General features: G+C 72.0%; 18 protein-coding genes. 2 read left to right on the top strand and 16 right to left on the bottom strand.

The window, feature by feature from the left end; translation table 11 throughout:
• Positions 1–2: 2 nt before the first annotated feature.
• The 9 genes from RMN56_RS22350 to RMN56_RS22310 all read right to left on the bottom strand — a co-directional run bounded on the left by RMN56_RS22350 (position 3) and on the right by RMN56_RS22310 (position 8,819).
• The gene (locus RMN56_RS22350) at positions 3–335 is read right to left on the bottom strand and encodes a TfoX/Sxy family protein (protein ID WP_313719478.1); all 333 of its coding nucleotides are present in this window, start codon (positions 333–335) and stop codon (positions 3–5) included.
• 73 nt (positions 336–408) lie between these two features.
• Positions 409–1,170, bottom strand: a complete 762-nt coding sequence (locus RMN56_RS22345; protein WP_313719477.1) for a hypothetical protein — start codon at positions 1,168–1,170, stop codon at positions 409–411.
• Positions 1,171–1,218: 48 nt separating this feature from the next.
• Positions 1,219–1,821 (bottom strand): nucleotidyltransferase family protein, encoded by a 603-nt coding sequence (locus RMN56_RS22340; protein WP_313719476.1) that lies wholly within the window; start codon positions 1,819–1,821, stop codon positions 1,219–1,221.
• 143 nt (positions 1,822–1,964) lie between these two features.
• The gene (locus tag RMN56_RS22335) at positions 1,965–3,671 is read right to left on the bottom strand and encodes a bifunctional 3'-5' exonuclease/DNA polymerase (protein ID WP_313719475.1); all 1,707 of its coding nucleotides are present in this window, start codon (positions 3,669–3,671) and stop codon (positions 1,965–1,967) included.
• Positions 3,672–3,741: 70 nt separating this feature from the next.
• Complete coding sequence (locus tag RMN56_RS22330) at positions 3,742–4,542, bottom strand: carbohydrate ABC transporter permease (RefSeq protein ID WP_313724832.1); 801 nt, start codon at positions 4,540–4,542, stop codon at positions 3,742–3,744.
• Positions 4,543–4,708: 166 nt separating this feature from the next.
• The gene (locus tag RMN56_RS22325; protein WP_313719474.1) at positions 4,709–5,650 is read right to left on the bottom strand and encodes a carbohydrate ABC transporter permease; all 942 of its coding nucleotides are present in this window, start codon (positions 5,648–5,650) and stop codon (positions 4,709–4,711) included.
• A gap of 22 nt (positions 5,651–5,672) precedes the next feature.
• Positions 5,673–7,085: an N-acetylglucosamine/diacetylchitobiose ABC transporter substrate-binding protein gene (ngcE, locus tag RMN56_RS22320; RefSeq protein ID WP_313719473.1), complete on the bottom strand. Its 1,413-nt coding sequence runs from the start codon at positions 7,083–7,085 to the stop codon at positions 5,673–5,675.
• Between the two features lie 25 nt (positions 7,086–7,110).
• On the bottom strand, positions 7,111–7,860 hold the full coding sequence (locus RMN56_RS22315; protein WP_313719472.1) for a sugar isomerase domain-containing protein: 750 nt from the start codon (positions 7,858–7,860) through the stop codon (positions 7,111–7,113).
• A complete protein-coding gene (locus RMN56_RS22310; RefSeq protein ID WP_313719470.1) occupies positions 7,857–8,819 on the bottom strand; it encodes a MurR/RpiR family transcriptional regulator in 963 nt (320 codons plus the stop codon). The genes RMN56_RS22315 and RMN56_RS22310 overlap by 4 nt, the downstream gene beginning before the upstream one ends.
• Before the next feature lie 153 nt (positions 8,820–8,972).
• Between RMN56_RS22310 and RMN56_RS22305 the strand changes: the two genes are divergently transcribed.
• Positions 8,973–9,959 (top strand): N-acetylglucosamine kinase, encoded by a 987-nt coding sequence (locus RMN56_RS22305; protein WP_313719468.1) that lies wholly within the window; start codon positions 8,973–8,975, stop codon positions 9,957–9,959.
• A gap of 1,014 nt (positions 9,960–10,973) precedes the next feature.
• Here RMN56_RS22305 and RMN56_RS22300 read toward each other — a convergent pair.
• The 4 genes from RMN56_RS22300 to ngcE (RMN56_RS22285) form a co-directional block, all read right to left on the bottom strand.
• A complete protein-coding gene (locus RMN56_RS22300) occupies positions 10,974–11,537 on the bottom strand; it encodes a hypothetical protein (RefSeq protein WP_313719466.1) in 564 nt (187 codons plus the stop codon).
• 107 nt (positions 11,538–11,644) lie between these two features.
• Complete coding sequence (locus RMN56_RS22295; protein ID WP_313719464.1) at positions 11,645–12,553, bottom strand: carbohydrate ABC transporter permease; 909 nt, start codon at positions 12,551–12,553, stop codon at positions 11,645–11,647.
• On the bottom strand, positions 12,550–13,458 hold the full coding sequence (locus RMN56_RS22290) for a carbohydrate ABC transporter permease (RefSeq protein WP_313719463.1): 909 nt from the start codon (positions 13,456–13,458) through the stop codon (positions 12,550–12,552). The genes RMN56_RS22295 and RMN56_RS22290 overlap by 4 nt, the downstream gene beginning before the upstream one ends.
• Before the next feature lie 65 nt (positions 13,459–13,523).
• Entirely contained in the window at positions 13,524–14,942 is a 1,419-nt protein-coding gene (gene ngcE / locus RMN56_RS22285) for an N-acetylglucosamine/diacetylchitobiose ABC transporter substrate-binding protein (RefSeq protein ID WP_313719462.1), read from the bottom strand.
• Between the two features lie 208 nt (positions 14,943–15,150).
• Between ngcE (RMN56_RS22285) and RMN56_RS22280 the strand changes: the two genes are divergently transcribed.
• A complete protein-coding gene (locus tag RMN56_RS22280; RefSeq protein WP_313719461.1) occupies positions 15,151–16,527 on the top strand; it encodes an acyltransferase family protein in 1,377 nt (458 codons plus the stop codon).
• Here the strand turns inward: RMN56_RS22280 and RMN56_RS22275 are convergent.
• The 3 genes from RMN56_RS22275 to RMN56_RS22265 form a co-directional block, all read right to left on the bottom strand.
• A complete protein-coding gene (locus tag RMN56_RS22275; protein WP_313719460.1) occupies positions 16,499–17,989 on the bottom strand; it encodes a CoA-acylating methylmalonate-semialdehyde dehydrogenase in 1,491 nt (496 codons plus the stop codon). The genes RMN56_RS22280 and RMN56_RS22275 overlap by 29 nt on opposite strands.
• Entirely contained in the window at positions 17,986–19,293 is a 1,308-nt protein-coding gene (locus tag RMN56_RS22270) for an aspartate aminotransferase family protein (protein ID WP_313719459.1), read from the bottom strand. Before RMN56_RS22270 ends, RMN56_RS22275 begins: the two co-directional genes overlap by 4 nt.
• 104 nt (positions 19,294–19,397) lie before the next feature.
• The gene (locus RMN56_RS22265; protein ID WP_313719458.1) at positions 19,398–20,201 is read right to left on the bottom strand and encodes a hypothetical protein; all 804 of its coding nucleotides are present in this window, start codon (positions 20,199–20,201) and stop codon (positions 19,398–19,400) included.
• Positions 20,202–20,205: the final 4 nt, after the last annotated feature.

Below are 20,205 nucleotides of genomic sequence, written 5' to 3'. Positions count from 1 at the left end.
GCCTACTTCGCCGGCAGGGTTCCCGCGAAGCGGACGCCGCGATCGACCCACCGGGCCAGGTCGGCGTCACCTGCGCAGGCCGAGGGATCCACCGTGATCCAGCCCCGCATCGGCCACCCCCGCATTTCCGTCGCCTGGGCGCCGGGCTCCGCCTCCAGCCGTTCGGACTCCGCCGGGTCCACGCGGACCATGAGGCCGCCGGCACCGCGGACGACCACCGCCATGTTGCCGTTCACCATCATCGCCAGGCCGCCGAACATGCGCTTCTCGGCGAGCCCGGGCTCCCGCCCGAGCAGTTCCCGTACCCGGTTCGCGAGGTCCTCGTCATACGGCATTCCCGCATCCTGGCACCCGGCGGAGCTCGGTGGACCACCCGGACGGACAGATCGGGCGAAGCTCCGCCGGCGGTCACGGCGTGGGCAGGTCGGCGCAGAGCTTCCTCGGGAAGGCCGGCTCGGCCGTGCGGACCCGGCCGCAGCCGGCCTCGGTCGAGGTGGCGATCGTGGCCCAGCCGCGTTCGCCGGCCCACCGCAGGAAGTAGCGGCGCACGGTGACCGAGGCGTCGCAGCCCGGCCGCGCCTCGGCCCCGCACGGCACCGGATCGAACGGCACCGTCATGACCAGCCACGTGCCGTCGCAGCGTTCCGGCGAGCCGACGGAGTGCCGGGACACGTCCATCCCCCGGACCGCGACGCTGATCCAGGCCGGGTCACAGTGGTCCGTCGGCATCGGATCGCAGCCGAAGGTCGCGTCGCAGCGGCGGTACTCCGCGCCGTCGCGCTTCCACGGCTCCTGGTTCAGCACGACGATCCGGTCGGCGATCGGCCCCGGCGTCGTCAACGTCACCTCACCCGGCGTGTGGGTGGGGCAGCCGCCGACCACCCCCGACAGGCGCGAGTCCTGCACCACGTTGGCGTAGACGCGATTGTTCTCCTCGGTCAGGTAGGTGATCCGCGGATTCCGGGAGCACCCGTCTGCGTCCGCGAGGAGCGCCACGGTCAGCGTGAGCGAGCGCGGGTCGGCACCGACCCGGACGGCGGTGACGTCAGCCTGGTACGTGGTCCAGCCGGTGTCGGGGGCGGGGCCGCCGTCCGACGCGGGCAGCTGGCCCGGCCTGGCGCAGCCGACGAGCACGGCCAGGCACAGCAGGGCGGTGGCGAATCGACGCATGGCCCCGAGTCTGGTCGCGCCGCCCACCCGGCACATCCGTACGGATACTCAGCCCACCTCGGACGCGACCCGCTGTTCCGGGATGTTGAGGCCGTAGAGGGCCATCAGTTCCGGGCTGTCGATCCGGCTGCCGTCGGCCACCGAGTCGCAGGCGATGTCGACGATCTGGTCCTTGTGCGCCAGCAGGTACGGCCGGGCGCCCACGTCGGCGCTGGCCAGGGTGGCGATGCCGGACCAGTGCCGGCGGCCGAACAGCATCGGGTAGCCGCGCAGCCCGTCGTAGGTGGCGCAGACCAGCACGTCCGGGTACGGCAGGGCGGCGACCCGGCGGACCGCCGCGGCCGTGAGCCCGGGCATGTCCACGGGCACCACGACGACGGCCTCGATGGTCTCGTCGGTCAACGCGGCCAGCCCGGCCCGGATCGAGGAGCCGACCCCGGTCCCCCAGGCCCGGTTGACCACGACCGTGGCCGCGGCCAGGTCGGTGGTCTGCCGCACCTGGTCCGCTGCCGCGCCCAGCACGACGACGACCTCCACGCAGCCCGCCTCGGCCAGCGTGTCGATCATTCGGCTGACCAGGGGCTTCTCCCCCTGGTGCAGCAGCGCCTCGGGTCCGCCGATCCGGCGGCCCCCACCAGCGGCGATGATCATTCCTGCGATCCGGTTCAGCGGTGCCCCCTCGACCTGGGGGACGGGCCGGAGGCAGCAGCGCCCGGTCCGTCCCGTCGTACGCACACCGGGCCCAACGAGCGTGCCGGGGACCGGGTAGCGGGGCAAATCGGAAAATTGCCTGTCTATGCCGCGTCGGCGTAGCAGTTCACGACGGAGAGGTCGAGCGGGAAGCGGACCGGGGTCTCGCCGAAGAGCAGCCGGGTGGCCCGCGCACCGGCCTCGGTGACCGCCGCGACGACCGCCTCGGCCGTCTCGGCCGGGCAGTGCACGATCACCTCGTCATGCTGAAAGAAGACCAGCTCGGCCCGGGTGCCGGCCAGCTCGGTGCGGAGCGTGGCCAGCAGCGTGGACGCCCACTCGGCGGCGGTGGCCTGGATGACGAAGTTGCGGGTGAACCGCCCCCGCGAGCGGGCCGCCCGGGCCCGGGGGCTCTGCGGATCCGCCCCGGCGTCGACCACCGCCTCGTCGCCGTCGCCGAAGCCGACCGACCCGGCCGGGGGGCAGGTGCGCCCCAGCCACGACCGGACCAGCCCGCCCGCCTCGCCGGTGCGGGCCGCCGCCTCGACGTGGCCGAACGCGGTCGGGTAGTTCTTCTTCAGCACCGCCAGGGCGGGCAGCGCGGCGCCGCCGGTCTGCCCGTACATGGCGCCGAGCAGGGCCACCTTGGCCCGGGCCCGGTCACCGGCGAACGCGTCCCGGGCGAGCGCCGCGTAGAGGTCACCGGCGCCGCCGGCGGCGGCCAGCCGCTCGTCGCCGGAGACCGCGGCGAGCACCCGCGGTTCGAGCTGGCCCGCGTCGGCCACCACGAACGTCCAGCCCGGGTCGGCCACCACGGCACGCCGGATCACCTTCGGGATCTGCAACGCCCCGCCGCCCCGCGTGGCCCAGCGGCCGGAGACCACGCCGCCGGGCACGTACTCCGGGTGGAAGCGGCCGCCGGAGACCCAGGCGTCGCGCCAGGCCCAGCCGTGCGCCGTCCAGATCCGGTAGAGCTCCTTGTATTCCAGGACCAGCGGCACCGCCGGGTGCTCCACCCCGCGCAGCGACCAGGCCCGGGTGTTCGGCAGCTCCACGCCGGCCCGCGCGAACGCCTTCAGCAGCTCGGCCGGGGAGTCGGCGTGCAGCTGGCGGACGCCGAACGCCTCGGCGATCCGCGCGGCCAGCTCGGCCAGCCGGCGGGGCGGCCCGCCGACCGGGGACGCCTCGCCCAGCAGGTCGGCCAGGATCGCGTCGTGCACGTCGGCGCGCCAGGGCAGGCCGGCCACCCCCATCTCGGCGGCGATCAGCGCGCCCGCCGACTCGGCGGCCACCAGCAGCCGGAACCGGCCGGGGTGCCCGGTCCGCGCGACCCGGGCGAGCTGGTCCGCGTACACCCTGGTCAACGCCGCGATGCCCGGACCGGGCGGGCCGGACGGCGCGTCGAAGAGCGCACCCTGGCCGTGGCCGGGCGGCTCCGGCGGGCGGGGCGCCGGGTCCGGCGGGACCGGCGCCCCGGTGAGCCGCGCCCACGCCGCGGCGAGCGACCGCGGCTCGCCCCAGCGGCCGGCGTGGCCCAGCAGCAGCGCCTCGGTCAGCTCGACGTCGTGGCACCGGTCCAGCCGGACGCCGGCGCGCAGCAGCGCCGGGTAGAGCGTCGCGCCGGTGGCCCACACCCAGCGGGGCCGGTCGGCGGCCTCCCGGGCGGCCACCGCGGCGGCCAGGTCGGCCACCGGCTCGGCCGGGCCGGTCGGGCGCCCAGCGTCGTCGAGCGGTTGCAGCACACCGCCGCCCCGCTCGTCCGCCACCACCGCCACCGGCACGGACGCGATTCTGCCCGCCCCCACCGACACCCCGGGCGCAAGGAAGGGCCCCTTCTTAACGCCTGGCGTATAAGAAGGGGCCCTTCCTAACCCGGGTGGGTTACTTGCTGACGCCCGCCGTCAGGCCGGACTGCACCTGGCGCTGGAACACGATGTACACGATCAGGACCGGCAGCATCGCCATGGTGACCCCGGCGAACAGGCCGGACCAGTCGGACTTGTAGCCCTGGTTGACCGACAGCTCGATCAGCCCCTGGGCGATCACCTGGTGCTTCGGCTCACCGGACACCGACTGCATGAGCAGGGTCGGCAGGTACCACTGGTTCCACTGGCCGAGCACGTTGAAGATGCCGATGCTGATCAGGCCGGGCTTGGCCATCGGCAGCATCACGCTGAAGAACGTCCGGGTGTGCGAGGCGCCGTCGACCATGGCCGCCTCGGCGATCGAATCGGGCAGCGTCCGGAAGAACGAGTGCATGAAGAAGACCGTGAACGACAGCGACCAGGCCACGTAGACCAGGATCAGCGTGAGGTGCTTGTTCGGGCCCAGCAACGGGAACACCACGTTCATGTTGTAGACGCCCTTGAACAGCGGCACCGCGGCGAGGTAGATCGGCAGGGTCAGCCCGGACAGGAACATCCAGTAGATGAGCCGGTTGCCCCGGAACTCGTAGCGGGCCAGCGCGTACGCCGCCATCGAGCCCAGCAGCATCGTCAGGGTCACGCTGAACACGAGCACGAGCAGCGTGTTCAGGAAGAAGCTGTCGATCCCGGCCGACCAGGCCCGGGCGAAGTTGTCCCACTGCAGCGACTCGGGGAGCAGCGACAGCGGCTCGCGGATCACCTCCGAGTCGGTCTTCAGCGCGGACATCACCACCCACAGCAGCGGGTAGATCACCATCACGGCCCACACCACCAGGAACAGGTGTGAGAAGCCGTTGAATATCCGGCCGCCGATGCCGCCCGCGGCTCGCTCCCGGCGGTCCGCTGCCGGACCGGCCGGCGGCGCCGCGCCGGGTCGCTTCTGGTCGGAGGTGTGGGTCACCGTGCTCATCGTCCAGGCCTCCTCAGAACTCGATCCGCTCACGACGGGTGATCCTCAGCTGGACGGCGGCCAGCAGGATGGTGAAGATGGCCAGCGCCACGGCGATCGCGCAGGCGTAGCCGAACTGGCCCTTCTGGAACGCGTTGAACTGGATCACCGAAGCGAAGATCTCGCTCGCGTGGTTCGGGCCGCCCTGGCTCGGCGTCATGACGAAGACCAGGGCGTACATGTCCAGGGCGATGAAGCCCAGGTAGACCCAGGCCACCGAGATGGTGTCCCGGAGCAGCGGCAGGGTGACCCGGAAGAACGTGTCGAAACGGCCCGCCCCGTCCAGGATCGCCGCCTCGTAGATGTCCTTCGGGATCGACTGCATGGCCGCGGAGAAGAGCACCATGTAGAAGCCGGCGCCGCTCCACACCGCGATGAGCAGCAGCCACCACAGCACCGCGGGGATGCCGAGGAACGGCTCCGGGTCGGCGGTGAAGGCGATCGGGTTGTCGGCGTCGACCAGCCCGATCTTGATGAGCAGGCCGTTGATCAGGCCCTGGCTGTCGGTCCGGTAGATCTGCTGCCACATGACGGCGATGACCACCAGCGACAGCACCTGCGGGAAGAAGAAGATGACCTTGTAGAGGGCGGAGCCGAACACCCCGCGGATGCCGGCCCTGTCCTCGCGTCCGCCCACGTTGAGCAGGAACGCGAGGAACAGGGCCAGCGCGATGGTGAACAGCGGCACGGTGACCAGGAAGAAAACGTTGTGCCAGAACGCCTTCCGGATCAGTTCGTCGGAGAGCAGCCGGACGTAGTTGTCCAGCCCGACGAAGCGCTGGGAGTTCGAGTACCCACCCCAGTCGGTCAGCGAATATCCCGCCGCCTGCACGAACGGCCACACCACGTAGAACAGGTACAGCGCGACGGGCAGGGCCAGGAAGCCCGTGACGAAACGCGCGACTCCGTGCCGCATAGGACTCACTCTCTCCGTCGGATCAGGCGGTGCGGGTCTGCTTCTTGATCGACGAGTCCTTGGCGACCTTGTCGGCGGCCGCCTGCATCTTGTCGACGAACTGCTGCGCGGTGAGCCGGCCGGCCATCAGCTCCTCGGAGAGGTTCTGGCTCTCCTTGTCCAGGTCCGCGTAGAAGTCCTGGAACTTGACCGAGATGAGCTCGCTGCCGCCGTTCTTCATGAGGGCGTTGGCGCTGGCCAGCGCGGTGTCCTGCACGTTGTCGCCGGAGCCCTTGGTGGAGGCCAGCGACTTGGTCAGCTCGGCGAACTTGGCCGAGCCGGCCTTGGACAGCATCGCCCGCAGGAACTCCTTCGCGGCCTCCTTGTTCGGGGCCTTGCTCGGCACGACGAAGCCCTCACCGGACGAGGCGAACACGTCCTTCGGCGTCTTGTCGTCCGCGTTGTGCCAGTAGTCGGACAGGGTCAGCTCGAAGCCCGGCGGGATGGTGGCGGCCATCTCGTTCTTCAGCCACGTGCCGACCTGGATGAACGCCGCCTTGCCGTCGAGGAACGCCTGCTGCGACTGGGTGTGGTCGAGCTTGCCCGGGAGGAGCAGCTTGTCCTTGACCAGCTTCTCCCACGGCTCCAGCGCCTTGACCACGCCGTCGGCCTTCCAGGCGTTCTCCTTCAGGTTGTCGATGTCGACGACGACCTGCTTGCCGGCGGTCTTCCAGATGCTCGCCATGAGCGCCCAGCGCGGGTAGTAGCCGTGCACGGCGTCGTGCACGTACGGCGCCATACCCTTGTTCTTGATCTTCGGCGCCAGCGCGAAGAACTCCTCCCAGGTGGTCGGCGCCTGCCAACCCTCCTTCTTGAACAGCGCCGCGTTGTACCAGTTGCCCCACACCGTGTACGCCACGTTCACGACGTAGAACTTGCCGTTCTGGGTGCCGTCGGTGACCGTGCCCGGCAGCAGCGAGTCCGCCACGGTGCCCTCGCTGTCCCAGGCGGGCGCGGTGAGCAGGTCGTCGAGCGGCTCGATGGCGCCCTCGTTGATCAGCGTGCTGCGGTCCATCATGTCGGCGCCCGAGTTCATGACCAGGTCACTCGGCTGCGTCGCCATCTTCGGCTGCTCTTCGGTCTTGATCTTCTGGGTCGAAGACATGTTGACCGTGACGTTCGGGTGCTTGGCGCTGAAGATGACCTTGTCTTCCTTGGCCCACTGGTCGCCCAGACCGCCGTTGAAGACGACCACCTTGACGGCGCTGCCGTCCTTCACACCGAACGGGTTGTCCTTGCTCTTGGCACCGCCGCCGGTGTCGGACTTCTCCGGCTCGCTGCCGGCGCAGGCGCTGAGCACGCCCATCGCCGGGACGGCGAGGAGGCCCGCCGCGGCGGCACGCTGGAGCAGGGTCCGGCGGCTGAGGTCGCCGAGATTCTCGGGGGTAACCGACATCTTTGTCTCTCCTTGTGGTGTCGGGTCAGGCGGTCCGCCGGAGGCGCCCGGCGTACCGCGACTCGAGGGCGAGGTTGTGCTCGTCCCCACCGGGGACGTTGGCGGAGAGGTAGATAGGGGGTACCTCTCCGGCCTGGTGGAACCGTCGCACGACCTCGGCGGTCAGCAGCTGCGCCAGCAGCGCCGCGGTGACCGACGAGACCGCACAGACCGCGCCGCCGCCCTCGAGCGGCAGCAGTGCGTCACCGTACGGCGCGCCGTTGTCCAGCACGACGTCGGCGAGGTCGGCGAGCCGGTGGCCGGACGGGTGCCGCGGGGCGACCCGTGCGGTGTGCTCGACCGAGGTGACCGCGATCAGGGGGTGGCCGTGTTCCCGGACCAGCGTCGCCAGCTCGACCACCGAGCCGTTGATGCCGGACTGGGAGGCGACCACGAAGACGTCCTCCGGCTGCGGCGCCGCCAGGGCGTAGAGCTGGTGCGCCACGGCCGGGTCGCGTTCCAGCTTGGGGTCGGCGAGCACGTCGCGGGGCGCGTCGCCGTGCAGCACGAGGTCGTGCAGGGAGAGTCGGTTGGTCGGGACCAGGCCGCCGGCCCGGGCCACCAACTCGGCGGCGAACGCCTCGGAGTGGCCGGCGCCGAACGCCTGGAGCACCCCGCCGGCACGCAGGCCGCCGGCGATCACGTCGGCCGCCCGGTCGACCGCCTCCGCCTGGGTGTCGACCAGCCGGTCGAGCACCGGGCGGACGGCGTCCGCGTACCGCTGGGCACTGATCATGAGGTGGCCCCCTTCTCGGCCTTGTGCCCGTCGACGGCCTGGGCGGTACGCCGGAAGGCCGCGTGGGCGCGGTCGTGGGTGCGCTGCGCCACCGCGATGTAGAGCAGGTCGAGCACGACGAGCTGGGGGTGCCGCGCGGAGAGCGCGTCGGGCCGGAAGGTGGTGGCCTGGCTGGCGGTGACCAGCACGATGTCGGCCAGCTCGGCCAGCGGCGAGCGGGGGAAGCCGGTCAGCGCGACAGTGGTCGCCCCCCGGCTGCCCGCCTCCGCGAGCATCTCGATGGTCTCCCGGGTCTGCCCGGTGTGCGAGATGCCGAGCGCGACGTCGCCGACGCCGAGCAGCGCGGCGCTGGCGAGCCCCTCGTGCACGTCGCTCCAGGCCCAGGCGGCCACCCCGATGCGGTGCAGGCTGAACTGCATCTCCTCGCCGACCAGGGCACTGCCGCTGGCGCCGAAGATGTTCACCCGGCTGGCCCCGGCGATGGCCACGGCCGCCCGCTCCACCTCCGCGAGGTCGAGCAGCGCAGCGGTGTCGTGCATGGCCCGGGTGTCGGCGGCCATGATCTGGTCGAGCACCCGGGACAGCGGGTCACTGGGCTGGATCTCCCGGCCGATGTCGACCGTCCAGCCCGCCGAGCGGGCCCGGCCGGTCTCCGCCGCGATGCCGAGCCGCAGGTCGGCGTAGCCCTCGAAGCCCATGGCCCGGCAGAACCGGGTGATCGTGGCCGGCGAGGTGCCGCTACGCTCGGCCAACTCGACGATGGTGGCCCGGGCCGCTGCCTCCGGGTCACTGAGCACGTGCTCGGCGACCCGGCGCAACGCCCCCGTCAGCTCCCCCGCACCAGCCCGGACCCGGGCCAGTACGCCATCGGAGGAGACGGCCACCGCACCCCGCCGGTCGACCGCGTCGGCGTCGACCACCGCGGTCCCCGCGGGGGTGTCCACCTCGTGATCAACCATGGGACGCCTTTCCGAAAAGAGTGTTAACTGTTAGTGGTAAAAGTTCTTACTGAAGGCCCCTCCGTGTCAAGGGCGTGGGCGAAGTTTTCAAACTGTTACCTGGCGCACAGCCCGGATCTTGCGCCCCGGAGCCCGGCCGACCAGCATGAGGGGATGTCGGACACCGCCGTGGTCGGCCTCGACGTCGGGGGTACGTCCACCCGCGCCGCCGCCCTCACCCTCGACGGGGTACGCCTCGGCGTGGGCCGCGCCGGCGGGGGCAACCCGACCAGCCACGGCGCCGAACGGGCCGCCGCCGAACTCCTCGCCGCGCTGCGCGCCGCGCTCGCCGACGTCGACCCGACCCGGGTCCGTGCCGGCGTCATCGGGCTGGCCGGGGCCGGCCGGCTCCTCGCCGACCCACAGGGCCGGGCCGCCTTCGACCGGGCCTGGGCCGACGCCGGCCTGCGCTGCCCCTACGCCGTCCACGGCGACGCCCTCGTGGCGTACGCCTCGGGCACGGCGGCCCCCGATGGCACCGTGCTCATCGCCGGCACCGGCGCCATTGCCGCCCAGGTACGCGACCTGCGCCTCGACCGCACCGCCGACGGCCACGGCTGGCTGCTCGGCGACGCCGGCTCGGGGTTCTGGCTGGGCCGGGAGGCGGTCCGCCGCCTGCTCACCGACCTGGACCGGGCCCAGCCGCCCGGCGACCTGGCCCGCCAGGTCCTCGCCGAACTGACCGGCACCACCGAGGTCGCCGCCCGCCCCCGCGCGACCGCGGACGCGGTCGTGCAGGCGGTGACCCGCCGACCGCCGGTGGAACTGGCCCGGCTCGCGCCGCTGGTCGCCACGGCGGCCCGCGACGGCGAACCGACCGGCCTGGCCCTGGTCGCGGAGGCAGCCGCGCTGCTGGCCGAGAGCGTCTCCCGCATCCGGCCGCCCGGCGCCACCGACCCCGTGGTGCTCGGCGGCGGCCTGCTCACCGGCGACACCCCGCTGGCCGCCGCAGTCCGCCTGGAACTCGCCCGCCGGTGGCCGGACGCCCCACTGCGCAGCGCCGGCGACGGGGCCGCCGCGGCCGCCTGGCTCGCCGCCCGCGACCTGCCCGAGGTCACCGACCCAGCGACCCTGCACACCCTGCTCGTCCCGCCGGCCTGACCTCCCGTCAGCCCGCAGGCCTAGCCCCCTGGCCCCGCCGCCTTAGACCCCCTGGCCCCGCCGCCTTAGACCCCTGGCCCCGCCGCCCTGATCCCTTGTCCCGCCGCCCTGATCCCTTGTCCCGCCGCCCTGACCCCTGGGCCCGCCGCCCTGACCCCTGGGCCCGCCGCCCTGACCCCTGGGCCCGCACTTCATCCCCGGCCCTGCACCCGCACCCGGCGGCCTCCGCCGCTACTCGGCGGCAGTGACGCGCCTGGGGGAACCGCCCGAGCGTCCCGCCGCGACCGCGGGAGCCCGATCCAATGCCCACCAGGGCGGCGACCGGAGATCATCCCATCGATGATCCGGCACGAGGAAGCTCCTGCTGGGCGCGCCCGACCAGCGCACCCGCGTCGTTGCCGATCTCTGCTCAATGGCGCGCGAGAGGCCCGTGCCCGTCGGCCGCCTTCTACTCAGCACCTAGCAACTTGATGCCCTAAGTGACTCATCCCAGCGCCGCCTGGGCGGGCACGGTCAGTCATCCGCGTCGTCAGGTCAGGTGAGTCACCCACCTCATCAAGTTCCTAGCGGCTCGTGAGCTATGCCCGACCCGCCTCGGACGCCGCGAATCACGTCTCGGGCGTCGAGGTCCGCCGAATCTTGGCGAGTTGCTGCTCGCTGCTGTAAGTCGCCAAGATCTGGCGGGCGGCGGGCGGCGGGCCGGACCGTCCGCCGGCCCGTGTCGCGATGGCCGCGGGGACGTTGTCGGCCGGTGACATCACGCACGACTCAGCTCGACCGCGCGCAGCGCAGGGACCACCGGACGGTGGGAAGGCGCGGGGCGCTTGGCCGGGATGAGGGAACGCGATGCCCGCGACCGCGACGTGAAAGCTCTGCGAATCGATGGTCAGAATCGGTCAGCTTACGTGAGCCGGACCCGCCGGCTCGCGCCAACTTGGCGCGCTGGGCGGGAGCCGAACGAAACAGCGGGCCGGTCGACAGCGCGTCGACCGGCCCGCTGCCGCGGTGCGAGGTTCAGGCGTTCGGGTAGCCCGGCTGCGCCTGCGGCTGGCCGTACTGGCCCTGGGGCTGGCCGTACTGGCCCTGCGGCTGGCCGTACTGAGCCTGGGGCTGGCCGTACTGAGCCTGGGGCTGGCCGTACTGGCCCTGGGGGGCCGGCTGGCCGTAGGGCGCCTGCGGCGCCGGCTGGCCGGGCTGGTGCGGGGCCTGGCCGTAGGGGGCGGGCTGGCCCTGGGGGGCCGGCCAGCCCTGGCCCGGCTGGCCCGGGGCGGACGGGGCGAACTGGCCGGGCTGGGGCGCGCCGGCGAACTGGTGCGCCGCGGCCTGCTCGCGGGCCTCCTTGCGGCCCTTCACGGCGCGCACGATCAGCAGGATCGGCAGGATGAAGACGTAGATGAAGACCCGGTAGGAGTCGCCATCGAAGAGGAACATCAGGTAGAAGCCGTAGGCGAAGAAGGCCAGGCCGACGACCACGTTGAGGATCCGGGCTCCGGTGCCCTGCTCCTTGATGGCGATGCCGATGGCGACCATCGCGATGCCGCCGAGCAGCAGCAGGAGGTCGTAGATGAGGAAGAACATGTGATTCCTGTCAATCGGTGAAGGTGCCGGCCCACGATAGAGGAGCCCTTAGCGGTCGCGCTGCCCCGTTGCCTGTGGCAACCACCACCGGACGGGCCGCCGGCACCTCACTTGAGCTGCCCGGCCGTGAGGCCGGTCTGGATCTGCCGCTGGAACGCGACGTACACCGCCAGCACCGGCAGGGTGGCGATGGTCAGTCCGGCGAACAGGCCGCTGAAGTCGCCCTGGTAGCCCTGACTGACCGCGAGCGCGGTGAGGCCCTGCGCCAGCACCCACTTGGAGTCGTCGCCCTGCATCAGCACCTGCGGCAGGATGAACTGGTTCCAGTGGCTGAGGAAGTTGAAGATCGCCACGCTGATCAATCCTGGTCGCGCCATCGGCAGCATCACCCGGAAGAAGAGCCGGAAGTGCCCGCAGCCGTCGATGAGCGCGGCCTCGGCGATGGACGTCGGGAGCGTCCGGAAGAAGGCGGTCAGGAAGAAGACCGTGAAGGGCAGCGAGTAGGCGGCGTAGACCAGGATCAGGCCGGTCCAACTGCCGAACAGGCCGGCGTTGCGCACCACGAAGAAGAGCGGCACGAGGGCGAGGAACACCGGGAACATCATCCCGCCGACGAACAGGTAGTAGACGACCTGCCGCCCCCGGAACTCGTACCGGGCGAAGACGTACGCCGCCGTGGCGCCGAGCAGCATGGTGAGGGTGAGCGAGCCGGCCACCACGATGCCGCTGTTCAGGAAGTACCGGCCGATGTGCGCCTCGGTCCAGGCCCGGGACCAGTTCTCGAAGCGCAGCGCCCCCGGCAGCCCCCAGGGGTCGGAGAGGATCTCACCGTCGCTCTTGAACGAGCTGATGAACATCCACAGCAGCGGCAGCGCGGTCAGCGCGGCCCAGAGCAGCAGGAAACCGTGCGAGAAGAGGTTGGCGACGCCCAGTTCGCGGCGCAGCCGCCGATCCTGGCCGCGGGCGGCCCCGGGCTCCTCCGCCGCCGTCGTGGTGGGCCGATCCAGCGTGGTCACGAGTATTCGATCCGATCGCGACGGGCGGTACGCAGCGCCAGCACCGCGACCGACAGGGTCAGGAACAGCATCACCACGCCGATGGCGGAGGCGTACCCGAACTTGCTCTCGCTGCCGAACGCCGTCTCGTACATCCGCAGGCCGATCACGTCGGACGAGAAGTTGGGTCCGCCGTTGGTCATCTGCTGGACCAGGATGAAACCGTCCAGCGCGGCGATGGCCAGGTAGATCCAGGCCACCTGCACGGTGTCCCAGAGCAGCGGCACGGTGATCCGGCGCAGGGTGGTCCAGCGGGACGCCCCGTCGAGCATCACCGCCTCGTAGATGTCCCGCGGGACGGCGGACATGGCGGCGCCGAAGAGCACCACGTAGAACCCCACGTTGCTCCAGACCATCACCGCCAGCACGCACCAGAAGGCGGTACGCGGGTCACCGAGCCAGGTCGGCGCCGGCAGGCCCAACGCCCGCAGCGCGCCGTTGAGCAGGCCGTTGTTGGGGTGGTAGACCTCCTTCCAGAGGAGGGCGATGATCACCACCGAGAGCACCTGCGGGAAGAAGTAGACCATCCGGTAGACGGAGGTGCCCCGGACGCCGGTGACCCCGGCCCGTCCCTTGCGGCCGCCCATGTTGAGCATGGTGGCGAAGAACAGTCCGAGGCCGATGGTGAGCACCGGCACCACGGCGAGCATGATCGCGTTGTTCTTGATCGCGTTCCACACCTGGCCGTCGTGCAGCAGCGTCCGGAAGTTGGCCATCCCGACCGGGTCGGCGTGCGCGGAGTAGCCGAGCCAGTTGGTGGTGGAGATCTGGAACGCCTGCAGGTACGGCGACAGCACGAAGACGCCGTAGAGCAGCAGCGGTGGCACCAGGAAGGTGATGATCAGCGGGTACTTGCCATGTTTCACGAGATGGACCTACTTCCCAGCGGCAGGCCGGTGGGGACGGACGGGCCGCCCCCACCGGCCGGATGTCACGCGGCCCGCTTGTACTTCTTGATCGAGCTGTCCTGGGCGATCGAGTCGGCGCCCTTCTGGCACTGGTCGAGGAACTCGGCCGGCGTGCTCCGGCCGCTGAAGAACTCGCCGCACGCGGCGTCGACCAGCTCGCGCTCGAGCTTGCGGTAGTAGTTGTTGTAGACCCAGTTGAAGCCGTTGCTGCCGGACGCCTCCAGCGCCTTGACCACGGTGGTCAGGCCGAACGGCAGTTCGACCCCGTCGGTCGCGCCGGCCACCACGGTCAGGCTGGAGACCTTCTTGGTGAAGTCCTGCGCGCCCTTCTTGGAGAGCATCATCCGGAAGTACTCCAGGCCACCGGCGACGTTCTTCGCCTTCGACGGCACCATGAACGGCTCGCCCGCGGTGCCCCGGATCGCCTCGAACGGCAGCTTGTCCCCGCTGCCCAGGCTCGGGGTCGGCGCGATGGTCATGTTGAAGCCGGCCGGGGTCACCTTCGCCTGCTCGTTCTCCAGCCAGGAGCCGCAGGAGATGAAGGCGGCCTTGCCCTGGCACCAGGCGGTCTGCGACTGGATGTGGTCCAGGCCCGGCGAACCGTCCAGGATGTACTTGTCCTTGACGATCTGGTACCAGGCGTCGGCCGCCGCCTTCATGGCGTCGGACTTCCAGGCGTTGGGTTCGAGGTTGTCGATCGCCATCGCCACCGACGGCCCGCCGAACTTGATCGCCGTGGCGATCAGCGGCCAGCTCATGTAGCGGGGGTGCTTGCCCGCGTACGTCCAGGGGGCGATGCCGGCGGCCTTGATCTGCTTGCAGAGGGCGATGTGCTCGTCCCAGGTCTTCGCGTACTGCCAGTTGCGCTCGGCGAAGGTCTTGGTGGAGTACCAGATGCCGTAGGCGGTGTACGTGTAGTTGAGGACCAGGAACTTCCCGTCGTACGAGCCGACCTCGACGGCGCCGGGGAGCAGGGTGTCCTTCACCGACTTGCCGGGGATGTCCAGGCTGGGCGCGGTGAGCAGGTCGCCCAGGTCGGCGATGGCGCTCTGGCTGACCAGGCCGTTGAAGTCGATCTGGCCGGCGCCGGAGTTGTTCACGACGTCCGGTGGGGTGCCGTCGACGAAGCGCGGCTGGAGAGTCTTGTTGATCTCCTGCGTGGCCGAGTGATTGATCTTCGCCTTCGGGTACTTCTCCTTGTACATGGCCTCGTGGGCCTTGGCGTACTCCTCGCCGAAGCCGCCGTTGAAGATCACCACCTCGAGCGGGGCGTCCTCCTTGACGCCGAGCGGGTTCTGCTCGCTCTTGGTGCCCTTGTAGGCACCGGAGTTGCCCTTGTCGTCGTCGCCACCGGAGGTGGCGCAGCCGGCGAGCAGGCCGGCGGCGGGGGTGGCCAGCAGTCCGGCGGCGGCGGTGCGCTGGAGGATCTCACGCCTGTTCATCGCATCTCCTCGGTTCGGGTGCGCGCGGCCCGCCGAAGTCTGGGGGAACGGCGGCCGCGACGTCGAGGCTCTGGGTGTCAGCTGTCGCTTGTCTTCACTTAACTTGATGTTGCTGAAGAATTTCTACGGCAGCGCGGCGCGGATCACAAGACCTCAGGACCGAACCGTTATCCATACCGGTCGGTGGCCGCTGGCATAGCCTGGACCCATGCGCCGCCTGCGGCAGCTCGCCGAGCGCACGCCGGCCACCCGGGAACGCTACGTCGACCTGCTCCGGGCACTCGCCATCACCATGGTCGTGCTCGGCCACTGGGGCGTGACCGCCATCGGGTACGACCGGGCCGGCCGCCCCACCGGCCACTCCGCCCTCGGTGACCTGCCCTGGGCCTGGCCGCTGACCTGGGTGGCCCAGGTCATGCCGGTGTTCTTCCTGGTCGGCGGCTACGCCAACGCCGCCTCCCTGGCCGCCCGCCGGCAGCGGGCGGGCACCGCCACGGGGTGGCTGGTCGACCGGAGCGCCCGGCTGGTCCGGCCGACCACCGCGCTGCTGGTGGTGCTGGCGGCCGGCGCCGCGGTCGCCACGCTGCGCGGCGCCGACCCCACGCAGGTCCGCACCGTCGTCTGGTTCGCCACCATCCCGCTGTGGTTCCTGGTGGCCTACCTGGTGGTGGTGCCGCTGACCCCGCCCCTGTACGCGCTGCACCGCCGCTTCGGGCTCGCCGTGCCCGTCGTGCTGGCCGGCCTGGTGGCGCTTGGCGACCTGGGCCGCATCTGGGGCCCGGCGGGGCTGGCGACGGGGAACTACCTGTTCGGCTGGCTGGCCGTCCATCAGCTCGGCTTCGCCTGGTACGACACCCGCACCCAGGGGCGGGCCGGCGCCGGGCCGCGCGGCCTGCGGCGGCGCCGGCTGCCGCTCTCCCGCACCGCCGGGGCGGCCCTGCTCACCGGCGGGCTGGTCGCGCTGGTCCTGCTCACGGTGGTCGGGCCGTACCCGGTGGCGATGTTGAACGTGCCCGGCGAGCGCCTGGACAACCTGGCGCCTCCCAGCCTCGCTCTGCTGGCCGTGGCCACCGCCCAGCTCGGGCTGATCGTGCTGCTGCGGGAGCCGGCCGGACGCTGGCTGCGCCGGTCCGGCCCCTGGCAGGCCGTGATCGCGGTGAACGCCGTGGTGCTCACCGTCTTCCTCTGGCACCTGACCGGGGCCGTGCTGCTGGTCGGGCTGCTCGACGCGCTCGGCGCGCTGCCCACTCCCCCGGTCGGTTCGGCCGCCTGGTGGGGCTGGCGGATCCCCTGGCTGCTCGCCCTCGCCGTGGTGCTGGCCGCGCTGGTCGCCGTGTTCGGCCCGGTCGAGGCCCGCACCCGCCGCCCGCCCGCGACCGGGCCGGCCCGCGAGGGCGCCCGCCGGCTCCGCACCGCGCTGGCCGTCCTCGGGTACGCGGGGCTCGTCGCCGGGCTGCTCCTGAACAGCCTCATCCGCAAGACCGCGCCGGAGCCGCTGGGGCTGCCCGCCCCGGCGCTGGTGGCGTACCTGGCCGGGGCGGGGCTGCTGCGGCTGCTCAGGTCTGGGTGGGGAAGCCGAGGTTGACCCCGCCGTGGCGCGGGTCGAGCCAGCGGCTGGTGACCACCTTGCCCCGGGTGAAGAAGGCGACGCCGTCGGCGCCGTGCGCGTGCAGGTCACCGAAGAGGGATGCCTTCCAGCCGCCGAAGGAGTAGTAGGCCATCGGCACCGGGATCGGCACGTTGACGCCGACCATGCCGACCTCCACCTCGTGCTGGTAGCGCCGGGCGGCCCCGCCGTCGTTGGTGAAGATCGCCGTGCCGTTGCCGTACGGGTTGGCGTTGACCAGCTCGACCGCCTCGTCGTACGAGCCGACCCGGACCACGCTGAGCACCGGGCCGAAGATCTCGTCGGTGTAGATCGACATCTCCGGGGTGACGTGGTCGAAGAGGGTCGGGCCCAGCCAGAACCCGTCGGCGTCCCCGTCCGGGGTGACCTCCCGCCCGTCCACCACCGGCACGGCGCCGGCCGCGACGCCGGACTCCACGTAGGAGCGGACCCGCTGCGCGTGCGCGGCGGTGACCAGCGGGCCCATGTCGCAGCCGCGCCGGCCGTCCCCGGTGCGCAGCCGGCCCATCCGCTCGGCGATGCGGGCGACCAGGGCGTCGGCCACCGGCTCGACCGCGACCAGGGCGGAGATCGCCATGCACCGCTCCCCCGCCGAGCCGAACCCGGCGTTGACCGCCGCGTCGGCGGCCAGGTCCAGGTCGGCGTCGGGGAGCACCACCATGTGGTTCTTCGCCCCGCCCAGCGCCTGCACCCGCTTGCCGGCCAGCGAGCCGCGCTGGTGCACGTACCGGGCCACCGGGGTGGAGCCGACGAACGACACGGCCTTGACGCCGGGGTGGTCGAGCAGGGCGTCGACCGCCTCCTTGTCGCCGTTGACGACGTTCAGCACGCCGTCCGGCAGCCCGGCCTCGGTGAACCATTCGGCCAGCAGCAGCGCCGCGCTCGGGTCCTTCTCGCTGGGCTTGAGCACCACGGCGTTGCCGCAGGCGACGGCGACCGGCACGAACCAGAGCGGCACCATCACCGGGAAGTTGAACGGGGAGATCACCGCCACCACGCCCAGCGGCTGCCGCAGGCTGTACGAGTCGACCTCGGTGGAGACGTTCTCGCTGAAGCCGCCGCGCAGCGCGGAGGGAATGCCGCAGGCGTACTCGATCACCTCCAGGCCGCGCTGCACCTCGCCCGCGGCGTCCGCGAGCACCTTGCCGTGCTCGGCGGTGATCACCTCGGCGAGCCGGTCGCGCCGGGCGTTGACCAGCTCGCGGAAGGCGAACATGACGGCCGTCCGCTTGGCCAGCGAGGTGTCCCGCCAGGTCCGGGCGGCCCGCTCGGCGGCCTCGACGGCGCCGGCCACGTCGGCGGCGGACGCGAGCGCCACCTGCCCGGTACGCCGCCCGGTGGCCGGGTCGAAGACGTCCCCGCGCCGCTCGGAGTCCCCGCTGATCCGCTTCCCGTCGACGAAGTGCCCGATGAGCGTCATGCGGTCACCTCCGCGGCGACCGACGAGCGGATGGCCTCGACCAGGATGGCCAGGCCCTCGCGGGCCTCGTCCTCGGTGAGGGTCAGCGGTGGTCCCATCCGCACCACGTTGCCGTGCAGGCCGCCCTTGCCGACGAGCAGGCCGCCCTCCCGACAGGCCTCGAAGACCCGGGTGGTGAGCGCCGGGTCCGGCTCGGTGGTGCCCGGCCGGACGAACTCGACGCCGAGCATGAGGCCCTTGCCGCGGACCTCGGCGACGGCGTCCAGGTCGGCGGTGGCGGCGCGCAGGCCGTCGCCGAGGATCGCGCCGACCCGCGCCGCGTTGGCCTGGAGGTCGTGGTCGAGCAGGTAGTCCAGGACGGCGTTGCCGGCCGCCGTGGAGACCGGGTTGCCGCCGAAGGTGGAGAAGCTGATCGCCGGCACCGCCTCCAGCACGTCGGCCCGGCCGACCACGCCGGCCAGCGCGAATCCGTTGCCGATGCCCTTGGCGAAGGTGAGCAGGTCCGGGGTGACGCCGTGCGCCTCGTAGCCCCAGAAGTGCTCGCCGGTGCGGCCCCAGCCGGTCTGCACCTCGTCGGAGATGAGCAGGATGCCGTGCTCGTCGAGCACCTTCTTCCAGGCCGCGAAGAGCCCGTCCGGGCCGTGCACGAAGCCGCCGACGCCCTGGATCGGCTCGGCGATGAGGCAGGCCACGTCCCCGGCGGTCTGGGTTTCGAGCACCTCGCGCAGGTCCTCCACCGCGGCGTCGATCCGGTCGCCCTCGTCGAGCCGGGCCAGCAGGCCGCGCAGCCGCTCGCCGGAGTGCAGCCAGGCCACCTGGAGCGGGTTGAGCGCGCTGGCGGACCAGGCCCGGTTGCCGGTGGCGCCCATGGCCGCGTACGACCGGCCGTGGTAGCTGTTGCGCACGGCGAGGATCTGGTGCGAGCGGCGGTGGTTGGTGGCGACCAGCAGGGCCGCCTCGTTGGCCTCGGTGCCGGAGTTGGTGAAGAAGACCCGGGCGTCGGGGATGCCGGAGAGCCGGGCGACCTTCTCGGCCAGCTCGACCTGCTGCCGGATCAGGTAGAGCGTCGAGCTGTGCACGATGCCGGTGCGCAGCTGCCGTTCGACCGCCTCCCGGATCTCCGGGATGTCGTAGCCGATCATGTTGGTCAGGACGCCGCCGAAGAAGTCCAGGTAGCTGCGGCCGGCCGCGTCGGTCACCCGGCGGCCGGAGCCGGAGACCAGCTCGAGCGGTTCGGCGTAGTAGAGCGGCATCCAGGACGGGAGCACGGCCCGGTGCCGGGCCAGCAGGTCGTCGGAGGTCATCGGCGCACCCTTCAGCGGCGGTTGGTCCCCGCACGCTCTCATCACGCGGAGGCAGGGACAACTGTCACTGTGTAGCGCAGCGGGGCTGTCCACCTGACACCACGTCAACCATTCCGCTGCGGTTTCCGGAGCGAAATCCGGCCGTTGCCCGCCTTTCCGCTGGTCAGGCGGTCCCTCGGCCACTCGATCCGCAGCAGCGCACCCGCGCGGGGCAGGTGCAGGGCGGCGGCGACCAGCGCGAAGGCGGCCCAGCCGGCGGCCAGGGCGAGGGCCGGCGACGTGTCCTCCAGGTAGTGGTGGGCGGTGAGGAAGCCGACCAGGGCCAGGCTGTTGCGGGCGAAGTGGCGGCTGAACTCGGCGAGCTGCCGGCGGGCCTCGACGGCGACCAGCACTCCGGAGTACGGGAAGGTGACCACCATGCCGCGCAGCAGCCCGCCGAGCAGCCCGGTGAACAGCGCGCCGACGAAGATCACCAGCAGCTTGACCGGCGCGGCGAGACCGTCGCGCCGGACGTCCGCCGGCTCTGTGGCCGGCGCCCCGGCGGCCCGGCGGCGCAGCAGCACCTGGGTCAGCACCCAGAGCGCCACGGTGCCGGCCAGCGCCGCCTCGAACGGCACCGGCACCGCCAGCACACCGGCGCTGAGCGCCACGTAGACCGCGACGCCGGCCAGGTCGGCCGGGAGGATCGGCCAGCGCAGCCGGCCGTGGGTGACCGCCACCGTGACGAAGAAGAGGTTGAGGCCGACCACGCCGAGCAGCTGCGGCCCGTCCACCCGGTGCCCGGTGGTGACCAGGGCCAGGGTCATCGGCAGCGGCAGGCTGTAGACGAAGGCGCGTACCCGGACCGAGCGGATCACGCTGACCGCCCAGACCACGGCGGTCACCAGCAGCACCGCGGTCCACGTCACGGCG

The organism is Micromonospora halotolerans (assembly GCF_032108445.1).
GTDB classification, from domain to species: Bacteria; Actinomycetota; Actinomycetes; order Mycobacteriales; family Micromonosporaceae; genus Micromonospora; species Micromonospora halotolerans.
The sequence above is the reverse complement of the archived record's forward strand: the minus strand, read 5'-3'. Positions and strand labels throughout refer to the sequence as shown.

Coding starts and splice junctions, on each gene's coding strand:
- RMN56_RS22350 (WP_313719478.1), bottom strand. CDS start 335: ATGCCGTATGACGAGGACCTCGCGAACCGGGTACGGGAACTGCTCGGG.
- RMN56_RS22345 (WP_313719477.1), bottom strand. CDS start 1,170: ATGCGTCGATTCGCCACCGCCCTGCTGTGCCTGGCCGTGCTCGTCGGC.
- RMN56_RS22340 (WP_313719476.1), bottom strand. CDS start 1,821: ATGATCATCGCCGCTGGTGGGGGCCGCCGGATCGGCGGACCCGAGGCG.
- RMN56_RS22330 (WP_313724832.1), bottom strand. CDS start 4,542: ATGGTGATCTACCCGCTGCTGTGGGTGGTGATGTCCGCGCTGAAGACC.
- RMN56_RS22325 (WP_313719474.1), bottom strand. CDS start 5,650: ATGCGGCACGGAGTCGCGCGTTTCGTCACGGGCTTCCTGGCCCTGCCC.
- ngcE (WP_313719473.1), bottom strand. CDS start 7,085: ATGTCGGTTACCCCCGAGAATCTCGGCGACCTCAGCCGCCGGACCCTG.
- RMN56_RS22315 (WP_313719472.1), bottom strand. CDS start 7,860: ATGATCAGTGCCCAGCGGTACGCGGACGCCGTCCGCCCGGTGCTCGAC.
- RMN56_RS22310 (WP_313719470.1), bottom strand. CDS start 8,819: ATGGTTGATCACGAGGTGGACACCCCCGCGGGGACCGCGGTGGTCGAC.
- RMN56_RS22305 (WP_313719468.1), top strand. CDS start 8,973: ATGTCGGACACCGCCGTGGTCGGCCTCGACGTCGGGGGTACGTCCACC.
- RMN56_RS22300 (WP_313719466.1), bottom strand. CDS start 11,537: ATGTTCTTCCTCATCTACGACCTCCTGCTGCTGCTCGGCGGCATCGCG.
- ngcE (WP_313719462.1), bottom strand. CDS start 14,942: ATGAACAGGCGTGAGATCCTCCAGCGCACCGCCGCCGCCGGACTGCTG.
- RMN56_RS22280 (WP_313719461.1), top strand. CDS start 15,151: ATGCGCCGCCTGCGGCAGCTCGCCGAGCGCACGCCGGCCACCCGGGAA.
- RMN56_RS22275 (WP_313719460.1), bottom strand. CDS start 17,989: ATGACGCTCATCGGGCACTTCGTCGACGGGAAGCGGATCAGCGGGGAC.
- RMN56_RS22270 (WP_313719459.1), bottom strand. CDS start 19,293: ATGACCTCCGACGACCTGCTGGCCCGGCACCGGGCCGTGCTCCCGTCC.